Raw genomic sequence first — 19,921 nt, forward strand, 5'->3', positions numbered from 1 at the left:
TGCCCGGCTGCCGGATCAGTGCCGGTGCACGTCGTGCGTGGCGGCCGCGATCTGCTTCCACGACTTGGGCTCGGCGACCGGCGCCTGCCCCGCGCCGAACGCCTGCCTGCCCGCGCCCGCCGCCGGCTTGGACGGCTGGAACAGCCAGGTGTCGAAGAACCCGGCCAGCTTCTTGCCGGACTTCTTCTCGGCGAACTTCACAAAGTCGGCCACCGAGGCATTGCCGTACTTGTTCTCCGTGGGCCAGGACTTGAGGATGCCGAAGAAGACCTTGTCGCCGACCTTGTTGCGGAGTGCCTGGAGGGCCAGCGCGCCACGGTCGTAGACGGCGTCGTCGAACTGGTTCTCCGCGCCCGGGTTGCCCGGCTTGACCTTCCAGAACGGGTCGTTGGCCGGGTGCTGGGCGTAGACATAGTCCGCCAGCTCCTGAGCGGTGCCCTCGCCCTCCTTCTCCGACCACAGCCACTGACTGTAGGAGGCGAAGCCCTCGTTGATCCAGATGTCCTTCCAGTCCTTGAGCGAGACGCTGTCGCCGTACCACTGGTGGGCCAGCTCATGCACCACGACGGAGACGTTCGTACCGCGGTCGAAGGCCTTCTCGCCGTAGAACGGACGGGTCTGGGTCTCCAGCGCGTAGTGAGCCGGCACGTTCGGCACATAGCCGCCCACCGCATTGAACGGGTAGGGGCCGAAGACGCTCTCCAGCCACTCGGTGGCCTCGGTGGTGCGCTCGATGCTGGCCCGCGCCGAGCCCGCGTTCGCGCCGAGGTCCTTGCTGACGGCGTTGATCACCGGCAGCCCGTTCGCGGTCTTGTCGGTGGTGATGTCGAACTTGCCGATGGCCAGCGTCGTGAGGTACGTCGCCTGCGGCTTGTCCGAACGCCAGTTGTAGCGCGTCCAGCCCAGCTCGGAGGCCTGCGAGGCCAGTACGCCGTTGCTCAGCGCCTGGGTGCCGTCCGGGACCGCCACCGAGATGTCGTAGGTCGCCTTGTCGGTGGGGTGGTCGTTGCTCGGGAACCACCACACGGCGGCGTCCGGCTCCTGCGCCACCACACCGCCGTCGGGCGTACGGGCCCAGGCGCTGAAGTTGTCGATCTTCAGCTCGGAGGGCTTGCCCGCATAGCGCACGACGACGCTGATCTGCCGGCCCTTCTCCAGCGGTGTGGCCGGAGTGACCTCCAGCTCGTGCTTGCCGGACCTGGCGAAGGAAGCCTTCTTGCCGTTGACCCGGATCTCACTGACCTTGAGGCCGAAGTCCAGGTTGAAGCGCGACAGATCCTGAGTGGTCTTGGCGAGCAGTGTCGCCGTGCCCTCCAACAGGTCCGTCTTCGGCTGGTACTTGAGGCGCAGGTCGTAGTGGGAAACGTCGTATCCGCCGTTTCCGCTCTCGGGGTAGTAGGTGTCGCCCACGCCCGGAGCGCCCGGGGTGAAGTCGGCCGCGGAGGCTGGGATCGCCAGCAGCAGGCTGAGTGCGACTGCACCCGGGACCAGGAGTCTGTGACGCACGAGTCCTCCAACTCGTAGGGGGATGGCTCTTGTCAGACCCTATGTACTGCGACGGCGCGGCGTCATGTACATGGCCTCATCTGACACATGACCGACATGAACCACCAACCGGCCCCGTCGACCGGTCGTATCGAGCCGGCGGGGCTCCTCGCCGGCGCCGTCCCCGATGTGCGCCCTCCGGTGCTGCCCTCCGCCGTGACCGTGGTTGCCGGGGTTCCGGACGGGGCTCTTACGTACGGGAGTTGAGCCGCGCTACCGTCCGCCCGTGACGAATCCTGCGCGGATCCCCCGCACCCCCTTCACCGTGCTCGTGCTGGCGGCGGTCGCCGCCCTGCTGTCCGCCCTGATCGGACCGGCCGCCGCGCAGGCGGCGCCCCGTGAGAGCAGACCCGTCTACTCCTACGACCACGCGATACGCGAATCGGTCTGGGTGGACACACGGCTCGACGGCGACGCGGACGGGAGGACCGACCGCGTCGCCGTCGACATAGTGCGGCCCGCCGAACCCGCGCAGCAGGGGCGCCGGATTCCCGTGATCATGGACGCCAGCCCGTACTACTCCTGCTGTGGACGCGGTAACGAGAGCCAGAAGAAGACCTACGACGACCACGGCCGGCCCGTCCAGTTCCCGCTCTACTACGACAACTACTTCGTGCCGCGCGGCTATGCGACGGTCCTCGTCGACCTCGCGGGCACCAACCGCTCGGACGGCTGCATCGACGTCGGCGGCCGCTCCGACATCGGATCGGCCAAGGCCGTCGTCGACTGGCTCGGCGGCAGAGGCCGCGCCTATACCGCCCGTACGGGAGGCAAACCCGTCAGCGCCGGCTGGTCCAACGGCAGTACCGGCATGATCGGCAAGAGCTGGGACGCCACCATCGCCAACGGTGTCGCGGCCACCGGCGTCAAGGGCTTGAAGACCATCGTCCCGATCGCCGGTATCTCGTCCTGGTACGACTACTACTTCGCCAAGGGGGCCCCGCTCTACGACTCGGGCCCCGAAACCCTCGCGGATCTGGTCAACAGCCCCGACGCACACAAGCGCTGTGCCGCGGTGCAGAAGAAGCTCGCCGACGGTGCGCCGCGCAACGGCGACTGGACCGGCCTGTGGACCGAGCGCGACTATGTGCGCCACGCGGACAAGGTCCGGGCCAGCGTCTTCATGGTGCACGGGATGCAGGACCTCAACGTCCGCACCCGGCACGCCGGGCAGTGGTGGGACGCGCTCGCCCGGCACGGCGTCGAACGCAAGGTCTGGCTCTCCCAGACGGGGCATGTCGACCCCTTCGACTACCGCCGCGGGGACTGGGTCACCACCCTGCACCACTGGTTCGACCACTATCTGATGGGCTACGACAACGGCATCGACGGCGCCCCGATGGCCGACATCGAGCGTTCCCCCGGCACCTGGTCCACCGACCCGCAGTGGCCCGCTCCCGGCACCCGGGCCACCACTCTGCGGCCGCGCGCCGGCACCGCACCCGGCGTCGGCGTCCTGGGTACCGCCAAGGCGCCGCCCGGCGCGACCGCTGCCTTCACCGACGACCCGAAGCTGAGCGAGGCCGACTGGGCGGCCCGGATCGATGAACCGACGCCCGCCAAGGCCGGGTTCAGCACCGCCCCGCTGCGCGCACCGCTGCGGCTGTCCGGCTCCGGCAAGGTGAGGGTGACCGCCACCCCGAGCACCTCGACCGCCCATCTCTCCGCCGTCCTGGTGGACCTCGGGCCCGACACCATCCGCAACTACGCGGCCGACGGCGAGGGCATCACCACCCTCGACAAGCGCACCTGCTGGGGCGCCGGAACCCCGGGCGACACCGGCTGCTTCAAGGAGACCGCGGCCGACCCCCAGAAGGTCGGGTACACCGTCTTCAGCCGCGGCTGGGCCGACCTCGGCAACTACGCCGACGCCCACAAGGGCCGCCCGCTCACCCCGGGCAAGCGCTACACCATCACCCTGGATCTGGCCGCGAGCGATCACGTCGTGCCCGCCGGACACCGGCTCGCGCTCATCGTGGCCGGAACCGACGCCGGCCTGATCGACCCGCCCGCGTCCACGCCGAAGCTCACCCTCGATCTGTCCCGCACCTCTGCCGAACTGCCGCTGACCGGCGGCGCCCCGGCCTTCGCGCGAGCCACCACGGGCGCGTCCCGGCATCCGGCCGGCGCCCCGCCGCTGGACGGTATCGCCCCGCCGCGTTCGATCAGCCGGATGCCGGCCGGGGGATGACCGCCCAGGGGCCGCCCACCGCGGGCGGCCCCGCCCGGCCCCCCTCACCGCCACCGCTCACCCAAGGGAGGCACCACCTCGTGATATCCCGCTCCCGCCGCCTGTCCCTAGGGGCGGTGGCCATCGGACTGACGGCCACCCTCGGCGCGACCCTGCCGGCCTCCCTCGCCCGCGCGACCGGAACCCCCGTACCCCGTACGGGATTCGAGACCAGCCACGGTGCCCGTTGGACCAGCGGGGCCGAGGAGCAGAAGTTCCTCACCACCGTCGACCGCGCATCGGCCCGTGTGCGGATGGACCGGATCGGCACCACGAAGCGGGGCCGCCCGCTCCGGCTCGTCAGGATCGGTGCCCCGGCCCCCGAGCGCCCGGCGGACGTCCGCCGTGGCAACTCCGTGCTGCTGATCTGCTCCCAGCACGGCGACGAACCCTCCGGACGCGAGGCGTGTCTGAGCACCGTCCGTAACCTCGCCTACGCCAAGGATCCGGCCACCCGGCGGTTCCTGGCGCACACCAGCGTGCTGGTCGTCCCGACCGCCAACCCCGACGGCCGGGCCGCGGACACCCGTGGCAACTCCGACGGCGTCGACATCAACCGCGATCACCTCGCCCTCAAGACCGCCGAGGCCCGCGCGATGGCCGCCGTGATCCGCGACTACCGCCCCGACACCCTCTACGACCTGCACGAATACGGTCCCACCGTGCCGTATTACATGAAGGACCTGCTGTCACTGTGGCCCCGCAACCTCAACACCGCGGACGGGGTGCACCGCGAGGCCACCGCGCTCTCCCGGGACTTCGTCGAACCCGCTGTCCACCGGGCCGGATTCACCACCGGCGTCTACGGCATCTGGACCGACCCGGAGACCGGTGACCCCGTCAAGCAGGTCGCGGGCGACGGCCAGGAGCGGATTCTGCGCAACACCGCCGGGGTGAAGGGCTCGGTCGGACTGCTCGTCGAAACCCGGGTCGACGCCCTCACCGCCGCAGAGAAGGCCGACCCCGCCCGCAACAACCGGCGCCGGGTGGACTCCCAGCTGGCCGCGCTGCACGGCGCGTTCACCTTCTTCGACCGGCACCGCCCGCACATCGAGGCGGCCACCACCGCCGCCCGGCTCGCCGGTTACACCGACCGCGGTCCGGTCTACCTCGGCGGCGCGGACAACGAACCCGCGGGCGAGGGACAGATCCTGTCCGACCCGCCCTGCGCCTACCACCTCGACGCGGCACAATTCGCGCAGGTCAAGGACGAGTTGGCGCTGCACGGAGTGCTCTGGAAGCGGGACCGGGACGGCGTCGTCGTACCGCTGCGCCAGCCGCTGCGGAAGCTCATCCCGCTGCTGTTGGACCAGCGGGCCGGTTATCACCTTACGGTCGCGACGCCCTTGAACGTCTGCCGTCATGTGGTAGGGGGTAACGGGTAAGGAAAATATGGCCCATTGAAAGGTTGACGCGTGTCGGAGACAGTCAAAGAAACCGGAGACGGGGGTGGCACGCCATCCCTGGCAGATCTTCCCGTGGATCCGCGGCTGACCGGGCCCCCGCAGACCGACCGTGTGGTCTTCGGCGTGACCGCGTTGCTCACCCTCGCCTTCATCGCCTGGGGAGCGACCTCCACCGAATCACTCAAGAACGTCTCGACATCCCTGCTGAACTGGGTGATCGACAACGGGGGCTGGGCGTTCGTGCTCTCCGCCTCCGGCTTTGTGATCTTTGCGATCTGGCTGGCCGTCAGCAAATACGGCCGGATCACGCTCGGCAAGGAGGGCGAGGAGCCCGAATTCCGCACCGTGTCATGGATCGCGATGATGTTCAGCGCGGGCATGGGTATCGGCCTGATGTTCTACGGCGTCAGTGAGCCACTGGGGCACTTCGCCACACCACCGCCGGGGACCGATCCCAAGGATGCCGCCCAGGCGATGGACACCGCGATGGCGACCACGATGTTCCACTGGACGCTGCACCCGTGGGCCATCTACGCGGTCGTGGGGCTGGCCATCGCCTACTCCTGCTTCCGGCGGGGGAGGCGGCAGACGGTAAGCGCGGTGTTCACCCCCCTGATCGGCACCCGGCGGGCGAACGGCTGGGGCGGCCAGGTCATCGACATCCTGGCCATCTTCGCCACCCTCTTCGGCTCCGCGGCCTCGCTCGGGCTCGGCGCGCTGCAGATCGGCAGCGGCCTCAAGGTGCTCGGCTGGATGGACAGCGTCAGCACCAGCCTGCTGGTCGTCATCATCACCGTGCTGACCATCGCGTTCATCCTGTCCGCGGTCTCCGGCATCGCCAAGGGCGTCCAGATGCTGTCCAACATCAATATGGTGCTGGCGGTGATCCTGGCGGCCTTCGTGTTCGTGGTCGGGCCGACCATCCTCATCCTCAACCTGGTGCCGACCTCCCTCGGCTCGTTCATCGGCGAGCTGCCGCAGCTGGCGGGCCGTACGGAGGCCAGCAGCGGCGCCGATGTCGGCAGCTGGCTGCGCAGCTGGACGGTGTTCTACTGGGCGTGGTGGATCTCCTGGACGCCCTTTGTGGGCATGTTCATCGCCCGGATCAGCCGTGGCCGCACGATCCGTCAGTTCATCGGCGGCGTGATCCTCGTACCGAGTGTGGTCAGCCTGGCGTGGTTCGCGGTCTTCGGCGGCTCGGCCATGAAGCTCCAGGACTCCAAGCAGCTCAACGGGTCGAGCACTTCCGAAGGCCAGCTCTTCGACGTGCTGCACCAGTACCCGCTCGCCACGGTCATGAGCGTTCTGGTCATGATCCTGGTCGGCATCTTCTTCGTGTCCGGCGCCGATGCCGCGTCCATCGTCATGGGAACCCTCTCGCAGAAGGGCACCTTCGAGCCGACCCGGCTTGTGGTGATCTTCTGGGGAGTGGTGACCGGCGCGGTCGCCGCGATCATGCTGCTGATCGGCGGCGGCTCGGGCGACGCCCTGACCGGACTGCAGAATCTGACGATCCTGGTCGCGGTGCCGTTCATGGTCGTGATGATCACCATGTGCTGGGCGCTGATGCGCGATCTGCGCAGCGACCCGCTGATCGTGCGCGGCCAGAAGGGCGAAGAGGCCGTCGAGATGGCCGTCATCGCGGGCCATGAACAGTACGACGGTGACTTCGAGTTTCAGATCGGGCCGGGCGGCAACGGGAACGGTGGCGACGTCGGGGACGACGCCCGCGCCGAGAGCCGGAGCGACGGCTAGGCACGACGCTTTGACGGGCTGTCCACTTGACCGGATGTGTCTGGCCGGTGAGCGGTCACGAGGTGGTCCCGAGGCGCAGGTGAGGGGCCGGCCGGACGCGGTGTCCGGCCGGCCCTTCTGGCTGCGTGCGTCGTCCGCGGTTCCGCACCGATCCGGCGCGTCCCGGCAGTGCCGCCGGCCGCCGGGGCCCGCGCCACGGCGTGCTTCGCCGCCTCCGGCCGGTGATCGTTTCGGGGTGCGGGCGCGGATTTGCCCCGGCCCGGGGGCGGTGTGCCACAGTGGGCCGTCCCGGTCGGCCGGGCGCGCGTATGCGCAGCCGCTGCCGGGCTCCCCCTGTACCCAGATGGACGGATTCCGGTCGCGCCTGCGCGTGTGTCCGGACCGTTCGCCTCCCCCTTTACTTCTCAGCGAGCGATGCAGGCAACGACTCTTCTCCCCCGGACCGCAGACCTGTTCGACCAGGGCCTGGAGCGGCAGGCCGGCGCGGCGCTGCTGCGCTTCGGTGCCGCGCGGCGGCGTCCGGCCGGCCGGATCAGCTGGTCGGGCCAGGGCGCCGCCGCCTGGCTCGACGATGCCCGCGGGCATCTGTGGTGCGTCGGCGAACCGGATCCCGCCGCCGGACTCGTGCTGCGTGCCGCGCAGGGCCGGCCCGAACAGGTGCGGGAGTTCACCGGGCCGCGCGGCACCGCCTGCCAGGTCGGGCGGCATCTGCCGGTGACCGATGTCGTGGCATGGGTCTTCCGCTGGACGATGGAGGAGCCGCCCGTACACCCCGCGGAGGAGCGGGTGGTCACCCTCGACGCGTCCCACCACGGGGAACTGCTCGGCTTCCTCAGCGAGCACAGCCCGGCCCACTCCACCGGCCCGGGGTCCTGCGACGTCAGTCTGTGGGCCGGGATCCGCGGCACGGACGGGCAGCTGGTGGCCTGCGGCGCCCTGAGCAGTCTGCGGGACAGCGGCGCTCCGCTGATGGCGTCCGTCGCGACGGACGCCCGCCAGCGCGGTCAGGGGCTCGGCGCGGCCCTGACCTCGTGGCTGACGCGGTACGCGGTACGCCACCACGGCTTCTGCACGCTGTGGCAGCTCGCGGACAACACTCCCGCCGAACGGCTCTACGACCGTCTCGGCTACCGCAACGAGGACCCCTGTGTGTCGGCGCGTATCGCCACCAACTGACCGGTGGCCTTCCGGCTCGTCCTCGTGCGGAGCCGGCGCGGCGTCGCCCGCCCGGGGAGATACCGGCGGGATGGCCGGGCGGGGACGGCGCAATGGCGAAGGGGCCTGCTCGCGGCCGGATGGCTGTGCGCAGGCCCCTCGTCGGTACCAGGTGGAGCTACTTCTTGAAGCCGTAGTCCATCAGCTTCTTCGCGTCCGCGGTGCGGTTGACCACCGAGGAGGAGGCCAGGACCGTGCCGATGACCGTCTTGCCGCCCCGGGTGGCGGCGAAGACCAGGCAGTACTTGGCCTCCGGACCCGAGCCGGTCTTGACGCCGATGGTGCCCGAGTAGCTGCCGAGCAGCGCGTTGGTGTTCTCCCACGACATGTAGCGGTAGCCACCGCTCTTCGTCGAGACCTTCTGCTTGGTCGACTTCGTCTTCACGACCGTACGGAAGGTGGAGTACTTCATCGCACTGCCGGCCAGCTTGGTCAGGTCGCGCGGCGTCGAGTAGTTCGCGCCCTTCCCGATGCCGTCGAACGAGTCGAAGTGCGTGTTCTTCAGGCCGAGGGACTTGGCGGTGGAGTTCATCTTGCCGATGAACGACTTCACGCGCGCGGCCCGGGTGGAGCCGCTGCCGAACTTGTCGGCGAGCGCGTAGGCCGCGTCGCAGCCGGACGGGAGCATCAGCCCGTACAGCAGCTGGCGGACGGTGACCTTGTCGCCGACGATCAGCTTGGCCGAGGAGGCCCAGTCGTTGTCGACGATGTAGTCGCTGTACGCCTTCTGAACCGTGACCTTGGAATCCAGGTTGAGGTTCGCCTGCGCAAGCACCACCCGAGCCGTCATGATCTTGGTGGTGGAGCCGGTGGACCGACGGGTGTCTGCGGCCTTGGTGAAGAGGCTCTTCCCCGTGCCGTTGTTCATCACGAAGCCGCCCTTGGCGACGATCGTGGGGGTCTTGAGCGTCGCGGCCTGCGCCGGAGCGATGAACGCCCCGGCCGTCAGGACGGCTCCCGCGGTGACGACAACCGCGGATGCGCGACGAATGCCCCTTTTGCCGTTTTTCAAAATATATACTCCAAATGCCCCTGCAGTGCGGCCATATGGGAATGCCGCTTGCTCATGAGACGCACGAGACAGGTGAATGGATGCGCCCCATGAGCGGCAACTTCATCTCGTCGGCCACCGATTCACAAGTGCGAGGCGGATTTCGAGCGGGCGGTGGGCGGCGTCGCGCGGACCTGCGCCGGGCGCCATGGCCGGGCGGGCGCCGCCGCAGTCACCGGCCGGGCGGTCCGTCACCCTCCCGCAGGGTCCGTACCCTCCGCAGCACCTCGTCCGCGCACCCCCACGACACGGTCACCCCCGCACCACCGTGCCCGTAGTTGTGGACGCACGGGGTGCCGCCGGGCAGCCGCTCCACCGCCAGTCGCACCGCCGGGCGGGCCGGACGCAGCCCCACCTTGTGCTCCAGGACCCGGGCCCGCGCCAGCTCCGGGAAGCGCCGCGCGCAGCGCGCCACGATCGCCTCCGCCACCGCCGGATCGGGCTCCCGCGACCAGGCGTTCTCCCGCGCCGTCCCGCCCAGCACCACGCCGTAGGGCTGCGGCAGCACATAGGCCGTCTCGGCCGAACCCGTGTCGGCGGACACAAACCACTGCTCGACACCGGGGTTCTCCACGATCACCACCTGCCCCTGGACCGGATGGACGTCCGGATCGGGGACGAGCGCACGCGCGCCCAGCCCCGAGCAGTTCACCACCACGTCAGCGGCCCGGCCGGCCTCCGCCAGCGACGTGACCTCGCGCCGCTCCACGGTCCCGCCCGCGGCCGTCAACCGCTGCTCCAGATAACGGAGATGGGCCGGCATATCGACCAGGGGAGTGCGGGCCCGCCACCCCGACGCGTACCCCTCGGGGAGTTCCTCCGCGCTCGCCCGCCGCAACCCGGGCACCGCGTCGTACCAGGCGGCCAGACCGTCGTCGGCGCCGTCGTCCGGGCCCTGCCGCCCGTCGTCCGGGCCCTGCCGCCCGCCGTCCCTCGCGTCCGTCATCGTGCCCGTCACCATCCGGGCGCCCGTCTCCTGTGGCCGCTGTGCGAGTGCCGCGAGTACCTGGAAGGACCGTACGGACCACCGCACCGCCCGCTCATGGGGCCGGATGCGGTACGGCCAGCACAGTCCGCCGGCCACCGCCGATGTCGTCCCGCCCGCCGCGTCCCGGCTCACCACCCGCACCCGGTGCCCGTCCTCCGCCAGCGCGATCGCCGACGTCAGCCCGATCACGCCACCGCCGACCACGCATACATCCACGTCACCTGTGTACATCGCCATGGCGGGACGCTAACGGGTGGGGCGGGAGCCGGCGAGGGTGCGGACCAAGGACGGGGGGTGCTCGGCCGGAAGAGCCGGAAGAGCCGGAAAACCGGAAGGCCGGAAAAGGGGAGGACGCGTGGGGAGCGGCGGCCTAGCATGGTGCGGCCGTGCCCGGACCGGGGACGGCTTCGGAGAAGTGCCGGACCGGGTGACGGTGCGGCCGACGATGGCCCGGGCGCGCCGCCAAGCGCCGTAGACGATGCAGATGTTGCCGCAGGACTCCCCTGCCACCACGAGGTTCCGGAGGGACGCCTCCGCCGGACGATGAGCGGCCACACGCGACGCACGGGGTCCGCTCCCGTGCCGTCGGCCGCGCCCGCCATCCGTACGCGCACCCGTGGCGAACTCCGCCGCTCCCGGCGGCCGCGCGCCCACTCGTGCTGGGACCACCTCTACGCCGCTCCGCTGTGGCCGCTGCACGGCGCCAACCTCGGCACCCTGCTGCGCACCTGCGACGCGGTCGGCGCCTGTCTGACCGTGCCGCGGTTCTCCTGGGTGCCCGAGGCGCTGGAGCGCGGCAACACGCTGCGCAGACCTGCCTGTGTGCACTGGACCGGTGATCCGTTGGGCTGGCTGGAGCGGCAGCGCGAACGGGGGCTGCGGGTGGTGGGCGTGGAACTCGCCGAGGAGGCGGTACGGCTGGCGGATCTGCCGGCGGCGCGGGAGCCGACGGTGATGGTCCTGGGGCATGAGCAGCACGGGATTCCGCCCGAGGCACTGGACCTGCTGGACGAGGTGGTGGAGATCCCGATGGTCGGGACCGGCGCCAGCCTGAATGTGTCGGTGGCGGGGTCGCTGGTGCTGTACCGGCTTGCGGGGCTGCTGTGAGCGGGTGGCGGGCGGCGGGTGCGTACGGGACGGAGCCATCTCCGCGCCGGGCGTTCGTGATCTTGAGGTAACCCCGCGGCAGTGGTGTGGACAAGCCCCGACCTTAGGCTGGTAGCAGCACCGTCGGCCGATGTCGCCCCTCGGATCCCGTTTTCCACCGTCCGTACGCGTCGTCTGAGGAGTCCCATGCTCCGCGCGCAGCGCGCCGTGCCCGCCTGGCTGGCCCACCCCTTCCGCTGGCAGCGGCTGCCCGTGCCCTGGGCGGCGGTGGCCCGCGGTGCGCTGTGCGCGGGACCGCTGCTCGGCGCGGGCATCGCGACCGGCCACCCGGCGCCCGGCGTCCTGACCGGTCTCGGCTCCATGCTGGCGGGCGTCAACGACCGACCCGGCACCCGGCGCACCGGCATCGTCCATATCGGTCTGCCCGCTCTCGCCTCGGCGTTCGGCATGCTGATCGGTGCCTCGCTGCAGACGGCCGATGCGGGCTGGTGGATCGTTCCGGCGCTGTTCGCCGTCGGCTTCGTCTCCGGCGCGGGCAGCGTGGCCGGGCCGGTGCGCTCCAACGCCGGGATGCAGATGCTGGCCACCACCATCCTGGGTGCCGGGATGCCGCTGCCCGGGGCGCCCTGGGCGAAGGCCCTCCTCGTCCTCGCCGGCTTCCTGTGGCTGCTCCTGCTGCGGCTCGTACTGCGCTCGCCTCGCCCCGCGGGCGGTGCGCTCAGCGGCGAGCGGGCGGCGGTCGCCACGGTCTTCGAGGCGCTCGCCGATGCCCTGGGCGCGGCCGGCGGATCCGGTGCCGAGCCCGCCAGGCGCCGGCTCACCGCCGCGCTGGACCGCGCCGACGAGGCCCTGCGGCTGCGCCGGCTCACCAGCGGGCTGCTGCGCCGTCCCGCCCGTACGGAAGAACTCCTGCTCACCGAGCGGTTCGCCGCGGCCACCGCGCTGTGCGAGGCCAGCGTCGCGCTGCTGTGGGAGGCCCGCCCGCTGCCGTCCCGGGTGGCGGAGAGCCCCCGCCGGTTCGCCGATGCCTTGCGCACCGGGCGGTCCCCGGGCCGGTTGTCCGCCCCGGAGACCAGTACGGCCGCGCGCGGCGCCTTCGACCAGGCGTTGCTGGACGCCGCGGTCGCGTTCGCCCGCCGGGAGCCGCTGTCCCCGGCACCGGGACAGCCGGCACCGGACCCCGCCGTCCGTCCCGCCTGGGTGACCGTTTCCGGGTCCGTGCTCCGCTGGACGCTGGCTGCCGTCGGGGGGCGGACTCGGCGCGGGCGCAGCCTGTTCGGTCCCGCCGGGCGGGACTACGGCCTGCGGGTCGCCGTCTGCATCGCCGCGAGCGCCGCCGTGGCCCTGCTGCTGCGCCCCGAGCACTGGTACTGGCTGCCGGCGACCACCACCTTCCTCGTCAAGCCGGACCTGGGCCCGCTCTTCTCCCGTACGGTCAACCGCTTCGCCGGGACCGTCGCCGGTGTGCTGCTCTTCGCCGGGGCGGGGCTGGTGCTGACCGGTTCGTGGTGGCCCGCGCTGGTGGCGGGCGCGGGCGGCGCGCTGCTGCCGTTCGCCACCCGGCACTTCGCGCTCCAGACCGTGGCGATCACCCTCATGGTGCTGTCGTTCGTCTACGCCAGCGGCGCCACGGAGGCCGCCGCCGAGCGGGTCGTCGACACCTCCATCGCCTGCGGCATCGTGCTGATCGTCGGGCATCTGCCACGGCTCGCCGACCCACGCCGCCGGGTCGGCCATCGCGTCACCTCGGCGCTGGGCAGCACCGAGGAGTTCCTCCGGCACGTCCTGGAGGCGGAACCGGGCGCGGACCCCACCCGGCGGCTGGCGCTGCGCCGCACCGCCTACCGGGCGCTGGGGGAGGCCAGGGCGGCAGCGGAGACCGCCGGGGCCGAACTCCTCGCCGCCCGGGACCGCAACCCCGACTGGCTGACCGTCGTCACCGCGGCCGAACGCATCGTGGACGCCGCGACCGCCTGCGCGGTACGCCTGGACCACGGCGCCCACCGCCCGAGCGTGGCCGAGGCCGAACGGCTGTGCCAGGCGCTGTCCGCGATGGCCGACGCCCTGGAGGACCCGCGCCGCGAGCCCGCCGCCGGACTGCAGGGCCCCGATCTGCGCCCGGTTCCGGACTGCGCCACGCTCACGGACGTGGCGGCGGAACTGGAGCGCATACGCGGCTATGCGGGCGCGTCCTGAACCGGAGGTGCGCCTTGAACCCGAGGTGCGCCGCGCCCGCGGGGCGCCGGGGGCGCGGCGTCAAGGACATGCGGGCAGGGTGACCGAGCCGTGGACCTCGTCCACGCAATGCGGCAGCGGGCAGCCGACGGCACCGCCGGCTGCCCGCACCCACTCCGTTCCGGCGGCGGCGGGCGCCCGGCCCGCTGCCGCCGCATCCGTCAGCGGCCGCCGCGCTCCTTGCCCAGAAGCCCGGCCCGCCGCAGGGCATCCGCCATCGCGTCGTTGGCCGGCCCGGCGTCGCGGCTGCCCCGGCGGTCACCGGCGCGCTGCCCGCCGCCGCCCTGCCGCTGCCGCGGCGCGCCGCTCCGGCCGCCCTCACGCGGTCCCCGGCCACCGCCCGAGCCTCCCGAGCCGCCCCGGCGCTCGCCGCCGCCCGTCGCCGCAGCGCCCTTGCCGTGCTCGTCGTCCAGCCGCAGCGTCAGCGAGATCCGCTTCCGCGGAATGTCGACATCGAGCACCTTGACCCGCACGATGTCGCCCGGCTTCACCACATCCCGCGGGTCCTTGACGAAGGTCTTCGACATCGCGGAGACATGCACCAGACCGTCCTGATGGACGCCCACGTCCACGAACGCCCCGAAGGCGGCGACATTGGTCACCACGCCCTCCAGGAGCATCCCCGGCTGCAGATCGCCGATCTTCTCCACGCCCTCCTTGAAGGTCGCGGTCTTGAAGACCGGACGCGGGTCGCGGCCCGGCTTCTCCAGCTCCTGCAGGATGTCGCTCACCGTCGGCAGACCGAACGAGTCGTCGACGAAGTCCGCGGCCTGCAGCGTGCGCAGCACCGTCGTGTTGCCGAGCAGCGAACCGACCTCGGTGTCCGCCGACTTCACCATCCGGCGCACCACGGGGTACGCCTCCGGGTGCACGCTGGAGGCGTCCAGCGGGTCGTCGCCGCCCCGGATCCGCAGGAAGCCCGCGCACTGCTCGTACGCCTTCGGGCCGAGCCGCGCCACGTCCTTGAGGGCCTTACGGGAGCGGAACGGCCCGTTGCTGTCCCGGTGCGTCACGATGTTCTCCGCGAGGCCGGAGCCGATGCCCGACACCCGCGAAAGCAGCGGCGCGGAGGCGGTGTTGACGTCCACGCCGACGCCGTTCACACAGTCCTCGACCACCGCGTCCAGCGAGCGCGACAGCTTCACCTCGGACAGATCGTGCTGGTACTGCCCGACGCCGATCGACTTCGGGTCGATCTTGACCAGCTCGGCCAGCGGGTCCTGCAGCCGGCGGGCGATGGACACCGCGCCCCGCAGCGACACATCCAGCTCGGGCAGCTCCTGCGAGGCGAACGCGGAGGCGGAGTACACCGAGGCGCCGGCCTCGGACACCATCACCTTTGTGAGCTTCAGCTCCGGCTGGGCGGCGATCAGATCGGTCGCCAGCTTGTCGGTCTCGCGGGAGGCGGTGCCGTTGCCGATCGCGATCAGCTCGACATCGTGTTCGCGGGCCAGCTTCGCCAGCGTGGCCAGCGAGGCGTCCCACTTCTGCTGCGGTACATGGGGGTAGATGGTCTCCGTGGCGGCCACCTTGCCGGTCGCGTCCACGACGGCGACCTTCACGCCCGTACGGAAACCGGGGTCCAGGCCCATCGTGGCGCGCGTACCGGCGGGCGCCGCCAGCAGCAGATCGCGCAGATTCGACGCGAAGACCCGCACCGCCTCGTCCTCGGCGGCCTGCCGCAGCCGCAGCCGCAGATCGATCCCCAGGTGCACCTGGACGCGCGTGCGCCAGGCCCAACGGACCGTGTCCTGCAGCCACTTGTCACCCGGACGGCCCCGGTCCGTGATCCCGAAGCGGTGCGCGATGGACCGCTCGTACGCGCTGGGGCCCTCGGCGGCGGCCGACGGGTCCTCCGGCTCCAGGGCGAGATCGAGGACCTCCTCCTTCTCGCCGCGGAACATCGCCAGCACCCGGTGCGAGGGCAGCTCGGTGAACGGCTCGGTGAAGTCGAAGTAGTCGGCGAACTTCGCGCCGGCCTCCTCCTTGCCCTCGCGCACCTTCGCCGCGACCCGCCCGCGCGACCACATGCGTTCGCGCAGCTCGCCGATCAGATCCGCGTCCTCGCCGAACCGCTCGGTCAGGATGGCCCGCGCGCCCTCCAGGGCGGCGGCCGGATCGGCGACGCCCTTGTCGGCGTCCACGAACGCCGCGGCGGCCGTGGACGGCTCCACCGAAGGGTCGCTCAACAGCCCGTCGGCGAGCGGCTCCAGGCCCGCCTCCCGCGCGATCTGGGCCTTGGTGCGCCGCTTGGGCTTGAACGGGAGGTAGATGTCCTCCAGCCGCGCCTTGGAGTCGGCACCGCGGATCTGCGCCTCCAGGGCGGCGTCCAGCTTGCCCTGGGACCGTACGGACTCCAGGATCGCGGTCCGCCGCTCCTCCAGCTCCCGCAGATAGCGCAGCCGCTCCTCCAGCGAGCGCAGCTGCGCATCGTCGAGCGTCTCGGTGGCTTCCTTGCGGTAGCGCGCGATGAACGGGACCGTCGAGCCACCGTCGAGCAGTTCGACCGCGGCCTTCACCTGCCGCTCCTTGACGCCGAGCTCCCCGGCGATCCTCGCTTCGATGGACCCGAGGGTCCCGATGGGCTCAGTGGATGCCGTCACGTTGATCCTGACCCGCCTTCCAGCGCTTGCTTGAGCCTGCATTGTGCCGGTTGGCGGGCCGGACTGTCGCACCGCCCAGCCGTCACGGGGTGTCCGCGAAGTCCCCGCGTCCGCGCGCGGGCCGGGAGGGGCGTCGCGGCCCCCGGCTCCGGGGCGGGAGAAGGCGCCTCCGCACCCCGGGGGCCCGAGGGCTTTCCCGCGCTACGGACGGGCCTTACTTGCCGAACAGCGCCGCGGGGAACGCCCCGGCGTTCATGGCGGCGGTGGTGAAGCCGGTCGCCAGCTCGGTGAGCCGGGCCACGCCCTCGGCGCCCAGGTGCTCGTACGGCGCCCGGTCCAGCCGGTCCGTCGTACGCTCCAGATCCTTGCGCAGCTGGACACCGGCCTCGGTCAACTCGCTCTCGGCGTCCAGGAGGCCACGGGTCCGCAGCCGCTCCTGAGCCGCGCCCCAGTGCTCCTCCGTCCAGCCCCGGGTCGCCATGATGCCCTGGTAGCTCATCCCGCGGCCGCTGGCGGTGTGGCTGACCAGCGCTTCCAGCCCGTCCAGTTCGGCGTCGAGCAGCGCCAGCAGGTGGCCGTCGCCGCGGTGTTCGCGCAGCAGGGTCGCGGCGTGCCAGTAGGCCAGGTGCGGGGCGTCCGGCACCGGCAGGTCGGCGTGCGCGGCGTACAGCGGCCGGGCCTGGCGGGTGCAGCCCTCGGTGGCGCGCAGCGCCAGCCGCGCCGCCTCCGCCATCTCCGGCGACTCGACGGCCTCCGGCCCGAGCAGCCGCCGCAGCGTCGCGTCCACGGCGCGCAGCCGGGCGTCCAGCACGGCCTGCGGCGTGGTGACCGTCCAGACCTGCGGGACGTGCTGGGTGATCAGTTCGTGATTGAAGTTGTAGAAGGTGGCCGTGATGGTGCCGGGGCCCACCGCACCCATGGCAGCGCCCCGGCAGGCGAAGTAACCGGCGCTGCGGTTCTCGATGCCGGCCCTGGCCATCTCCGCGGAGAGCTCCGGCGCGAAGTAGTGCGTCGAGTGGAACGGGTTGACGACGTTGTGGCAGGTACGGCCCGCCTGCTCGGACAGTGCGCTGGAAGAGGTCATACCAGGCAGGTTACCGACCCGTCGGTATGGAGGTGATTGCAGGGCACCGGACGACTGCCGGACCCCGGCTGCCGACCCCGCGATGGCAGGAAAGGTGGGAGATCCGTCGTTGCCGCCCTCGCCGCCGCTGCCCAGGATGGAGGACATGGAACAGCGCGAGGTACTCGTCGTTCTCTTCGACGGGGTGCAGGCTCTCGACGTCTCCGGGCCGGTCGAGGTCTTCCACGGGGCGGCCCAGGGAGTCCCGGGCGCCTACCGGATCCGCACCGCCGCCCTGGAGGGCGCCCCGGTCCGCACCACCAGCGGGCTGACCCTCGTCCCCGACAGCACCCTCGCCGCCGCCGGGGCGCCGCACACGCTGCTGGTGCCCGGCGGCCAGGGAACCCGTGACCCCGACCCCCGGCTGATCGACTGGCTGCGCGGCAACGCCCACCGCGCCCGGCGGAAGGTCTCGGTGTGCAGCGGCGCGCTGCTGCTGGCCGAGGCCGGTCTGCTGGACGGCCGCCGCGCGACGACCCACTGGATGCTCTGCGACACGCTCGCCGAACGGTTCCCCGCGGTGCATGTCGAACCCGAGCCGATCTACGTACGGGACGGCGATCTGGCCACCTCCGCGGGCGTGACGGCCGGGATCGACCTCGCGCTGGCCCTGGTGGAGGAGGATTTCGGCCGGGACCTCGCGCTGGCCATCGCCCGGCACCTGGTCGTGTTTCTGCGGCGGCCGGGCAACCAGACCCAGTTCAGCGCCCAGCTCGCCGTGCAGACCGCCCAGCGCAGACCGCTGCGCGACGTGCAGCAGTGGATCACCGAGAATCCGGCGGCTGACCTGTCCGTCGACGCCCTCGCGGAGCGCGCACGTCTCTCCCCGCGGCACTTCGCCCGTGCGTTCCGCGACGAGGTGGGCATGACACCGGGGCGCTATGTCGACCGGGTGCGGCTGGAGGCGGCCCGCCGGCATCTGGAGGACACCGTCGACGGCATCGAGCAGGTGTCGCGGCGCTGTGGCTACGGCACCCCCGAGGCGATGCGCCGCGCCTTCCTCCGTGTCCTGGGCGCCTCCCCGGCCGAATACCGCCGCCGCTTCCGGACCGCCGGCCCCCCCCGTGCCCTCGGCCTGAACCCCGCCGACCGCAACGACACCGGGCCGGCGCCACCTCTACCGACAGGAACCCCATGCAGCTCGCGATCCTTCTCTACGACCGCTTCACCACGCTGGACGCCATCGGTCCCTACGAAACCCTCAGCCGGCTGCCGGGGGCGGAGACGGTGTTCGTCGGCGAGCGCACCGGCCCGTACCGCAATGAGCTCGGTTCGCTCGGGCTGGTCGCTGACGCCGCGCTGGAGGAGGTCACCGCACCGGACATCCTCGTCGTGCCCGGCGGCCCGGGGCAGCGGGCGCACATGGCGGACGGACCGGTGCACGAGTGGATCCGGGCCGTGGACGCAGGCACCACCTGGACCACTTCGGTGTGCACCGGATCGCTGATCCTGGGCGCCGCCGGCCTCCTCAAGGGGCGCCGGGCGACCTCCCACTGGCTCGCGCTGGACCAGCTCCTGGCGCTGGGGGCCGAGCCGACCGGGGAGCGGGTGGTCGTCGACGGCAAGTACGTCACGGCGGCCGGCGTCTCGTCCGGCATCGACATGGGGCTGACGCTGGCCGGCCGGATCGCCGGGGACACCGTGGCCCAGGCGATCCAGCTGGGCATCGAATACGACCCGCAGCCGCCCTATGACGCGGGCTCCCCGGACAAGGCGCCGGCCGAGGTCACCGCGATGCTGCGGGAGCGCAGCCGGTTCCTGCTGGCCGGGGAGGAGTGAGCGGCCGTCCCACGGGAGCCGCGCAGGCCTGACCCGGCGGGGCCCGTGCAAGACCCGCCCCGCTGTCAGCCCGTGGGCCAGGTGAAGCGCGGCGCCCTGCGCTCCAGGAAGGCGGCGGCACCCTCCGCGATGTCGCCGCTCGCCCGCGCCTGCGCGGCCCAGTAAGCGCCGCGCTCCTCGGCCTCGGCCGGCGGTACGTCCCACGTCCCGTCGGCCAGCTCCTTCGCCGCGGTCTGCGTCAGCAGTGACCGGCTCGCCAGTACGGCCGAGAACTCCGCCACCCGCTTGCCCAGCTCGCCCTCGGCCAGCACCTCGTCGACGAGGCCCGTACGCAGCGCCCGCGCACAGTCGATCAACTCACCGGAGAACAACAGGTACTTGGCGGTGGACAACCCGGCCAGCCGGACCAGCCGCCGGGTGGCGGCCGCCGGATAGGCGACCGCCAGCTTGGCCGGCGTCACCCCGAACAGCGCGCCCTCCTCCGCGAACCGCAGATCGCAGGCGGCCGCCAGCTGGGTGCCGCCGCCCACGCAGTAGCCGCGTATGGCCGCCAGCGTCGGTCCGGGGAACGCCGCCAGCGCCTCCTCGGCCGCTGCCGCCAGACCCTGTGACGCACCCGCCGGATCCCGCAGCGATCCGATGTCGGCGCCCGCGCAGAACGTCCCGCCCTCGCCGGTGAGCACCAGCGACCGGACGGAACGGTCCGCCGCCAGCCGCTCCAGCAGCGGCGGCAGATCCCGCCACATCTGGACGGTCATCGCATTCCGCTTGCCGGTATTGCTGATGGTGACGGTCGCTGTGCCGTCGCTGACATGCGTCTTCAGACCGGGTTCCATGCTCCGGATATTAGAGCGACCGCCGCGGACCGGGCCCGATACGATCGG

The 19,921-nt window shown here is 71.9% G+C and carries 13 protein-coding genes and 1 pseudogene; 8 read left to right on the forward strand and 6 right to left on the reverse strand.

The genetic code is table 11. The features are described from left to right. Window positions 1–15: 15 nt before the first annotated feature. Entirely contained in the window at window positions 16–1,506 is a 1,491-nt protein-coding gene (locus ACGFWI_RS22840; RefSeq protein WP_393907827.1) for a M1 family metallopeptidase, read from the reverse strand. 265 nt (window positions 1,507–1,771) lie between these two features. Between ACGFWI_RS22840 and ACGFWI_RS22845 the strand changes: the two genes are divergently transcribed. The 4 genes from ACGFWI_RS22845 to ACGFWI_RS22860 all read left to right on the forward strand — a co-directional run bounded on the left by ACGFWI_RS22845 (window position 1,772) and on the right by ACGFWI_RS22860 (window position 8,112). After that, a complete protein-coding gene (locus ACGFWI_RS22845; RefSeq protein ID WP_393907828.1) occupies window positions 1,772–3,736 on the forward strand; it encodes a Xaa-Pro dipeptidyl-peptidase in 1,965 nt (654 codons plus the stop codon). Between the two features lie 80 nt (window positions 3,737–3,816). After that, window positions 3,817–5,160, forward strand: a complete 1,344-nt coding sequence (locus ACGFWI_RS22850) for a M14 family metallocarboxypeptidase (protein WP_393907829.1) — start codon at window positions 3,817–3,819, stop codon at window positions 5,158–5,160. Window positions 5,161–5,238: 78 nt separating this feature from the next. Then, window positions 5,239–6,936: a BCCT family transporter gene (locus ACGFWI_RS22855; protein WP_393907886.1), complete on the forward strand. Its 1,698-nt coding sequence runs from the start codon at window positions 5,239–5,241 to the stop codon at window positions 6,934–6,936. 414 nt (window positions 6,937–7,350) lie between these two features. Beyond that, on the forward strand, window positions 7,351–8,112 hold the full coding sequence (locus ACGFWI_RS22860; RefSeq protein ID WP_393907830.1) for a GNAT family N-acetyltransferase: 762 nt from the start codon (window positions 7,351–7,353) through the stop codon (window positions 8,110–8,112). Window positions 8,113–8,269: 157 nt separating this feature from the next. Here the strand turns inward: ACGFWI_RS22860 and ACGFWI_RS22865 are convergent, their stop codons facing one another. Then, complete coding sequence (locus tag ACGFWI_RS22865; protein ID WP_393907831.1) at window positions 8,270–9,163, reverse strand: D-alanyl-D-alanine carboxypeptidase family protein; 894 nt, start codon at window positions 9,161–9,163, stop codon at window positions 8,270–8,272. Between the two features lie 211 nt (window positions 9,164–9,374). After that, window positions 9,375–10,427, reverse strand: coding sequence for an FAD-dependent oxidoreductase (locus tag ACGFWI_RS22870; RefSeq protein WP_393907832.1), 1,053 nt, complete (start codon window positions 10,425–10,427; stop codon window positions 9,375–9,377). A gap of 306 nt (window positions 10,428–10,733) precedes the next feature. On the opposite strand from ACGFWI_RS22870, the gene ACGFWI_RS22875 reads away from it, so the two are divergent. Next, window positions 10,734–11,297 carry a TrmH family RNA methyltransferase gene (locus tag ACGFWI_RS22875; protein WP_393907833.1) on the forward strand — a complete coding sequence of 188 codons (564 nt, stop codon included), beginning with the start codon at window positions 10,734–10,736 and terminating at the stop codon, window positions 11,295–11,297. A gap of 186 nt (window positions 11,298–11,483) precedes the next feature. Next, the gene (locus ACGFWI_RS22880) at window positions 11,484–13,493 is read left to right on the forward strand and encodes an FUSC family protein (RefSeq protein ID WP_393907834.1); all 2,010 of its coding nucleotides are present in this window, start codon (window positions 11,484–11,486) and stop codon (window positions 13,491–13,493) included. Window positions 13,494–13,693: 200 nt separating this feature from the next. Here the strand turns inward: ACGFWI_RS22880 and ACGFWI_RS22885 are convergent, their stop codons facing one another. Beyond that, the gene (locus tag ACGFWI_RS22885; RefSeq protein ID WP_393907835.1) at window positions 13,694–16,135 is read right to left on the reverse strand and encodes a Tex family protein; all 2,442 of its coding nucleotides are present in this window, start codon (window positions 16,133–16,135) and stop codon (window positions 13,694–13,696) included. 214 nt (window positions 16,136–16,349) lie between these two features. Next, entirely contained in the window at window positions 16,350–17,219 is an 870-nt protein-coding gene (locus tag ACGFWI_RS22890) for a hypothetical protein (RefSeq protein WP_393907836.1), read from the reverse strand. Between the two features lie 145 nt (window positions 17,220–17,364). On the opposite strand from ACGFWI_RS22890, the pseudogene ACGFWI_RS22895 reads away from it, so the two are divergent. Further along, window positions 17,365–18,321: pseudogene (locus tag ACGFWI_RS22895) on the forward strand (GlxA family transcriptional regulator); the annotation flags it as partial. A gap of 71 nt (window positions 18,322–18,392) precedes the next feature. After that, window positions 18,393–19,037: a DJ-1/PfpI family protein gene (locus tag ACGFWI_RS22900; protein WP_393907837.1), complete on the forward strand. Its 645-nt coding sequence runs from the start codon at window positions 18,393–18,395 to the stop codon at window positions 19,035–19,037. Window positions 19,038–19,102: 65 nt separating this feature from the next. On the opposite strand, the gene ACGFWI_RS22905 is transcribed toward ACGFWI_RS22900, so the two are convergent. Further along, a complete protein-coding gene (locus tag ACGFWI_RS22905) occupies window positions 19,103–19,873 on the reverse strand; it encodes an enoyl-CoA hydratase/isomerase family protein (RefSeq protein ID WP_393907838.1) in 771 nt (256 codons plus the stop codon). Window positions 19,874–19,921: the final 48 nt, after the last annotated feature.

Source organism: Streptomyces sp. NPDC048434 (genome assembly GCF_043200375.1).
Lineage (GTDB): Bacteria > Actinomycetota > Actinomycetes > Streptomycetales > Streptomycetaceae > Streptomyces.

What these genes read in the sequence shown, in the direction of transcription:
- ACGFWI_RS22860 (WP_393907830.1), top strand. Translation starts at nt 7,351, where the DNA reads ATGCAGGCAACGACTCTTCTCCCCCGGACCGCAGACCTGTTCGACCAG.
- ACGFWI_RS22870 (WP_393907832.1), bottom strand. Translation starts at nt 10,427, where the DNA reads ATGGCGATGTACACAGGTGACGTGGATGTATGCGTGGTCGGCGGTGGC.
- ACGFWI_RS22875 (WP_393907833.1), top strand. Translation starts at nt 10,734, where the DNA reads ATGAGCGGCCACACGCGACGCACGGGGTCCGCTCCCGTGCCGTCGGCC.
- ACGFWI_RS22880 (WP_393907834.1), top strand. Translation starts at nt 11,484, where the DNA reads ATGCTCCGCGCGCAGCGCGCCGTGCCCGCCTGGCTGGCCCACCCCTTC.
- ACGFWI_RS22890 (WP_393907836.1), bottom strand. Translation starts at nt 17,219, where the DNA reads ATGACCTCTTCCAGCGCACTGTCCGAGCAGGCGGGCCGTACCTGCCAC.
- ACGFWI_RS22900 (WP_393907837.1), top strand. Translation starts at nt 18,393, where the DNA reads ATGCAGCTCGCGATCCTTCTCTACGACCGCTTCACCACGCTGGACGCC.
- ACGFWI_RS22905 (WP_393907838.1), bottom strand. Translation starts at nt 19,873, where the DNA reads ATGGAACCCGGTCTGAAGACGCATGTCAGCGACGGCACAGCGACCGTC.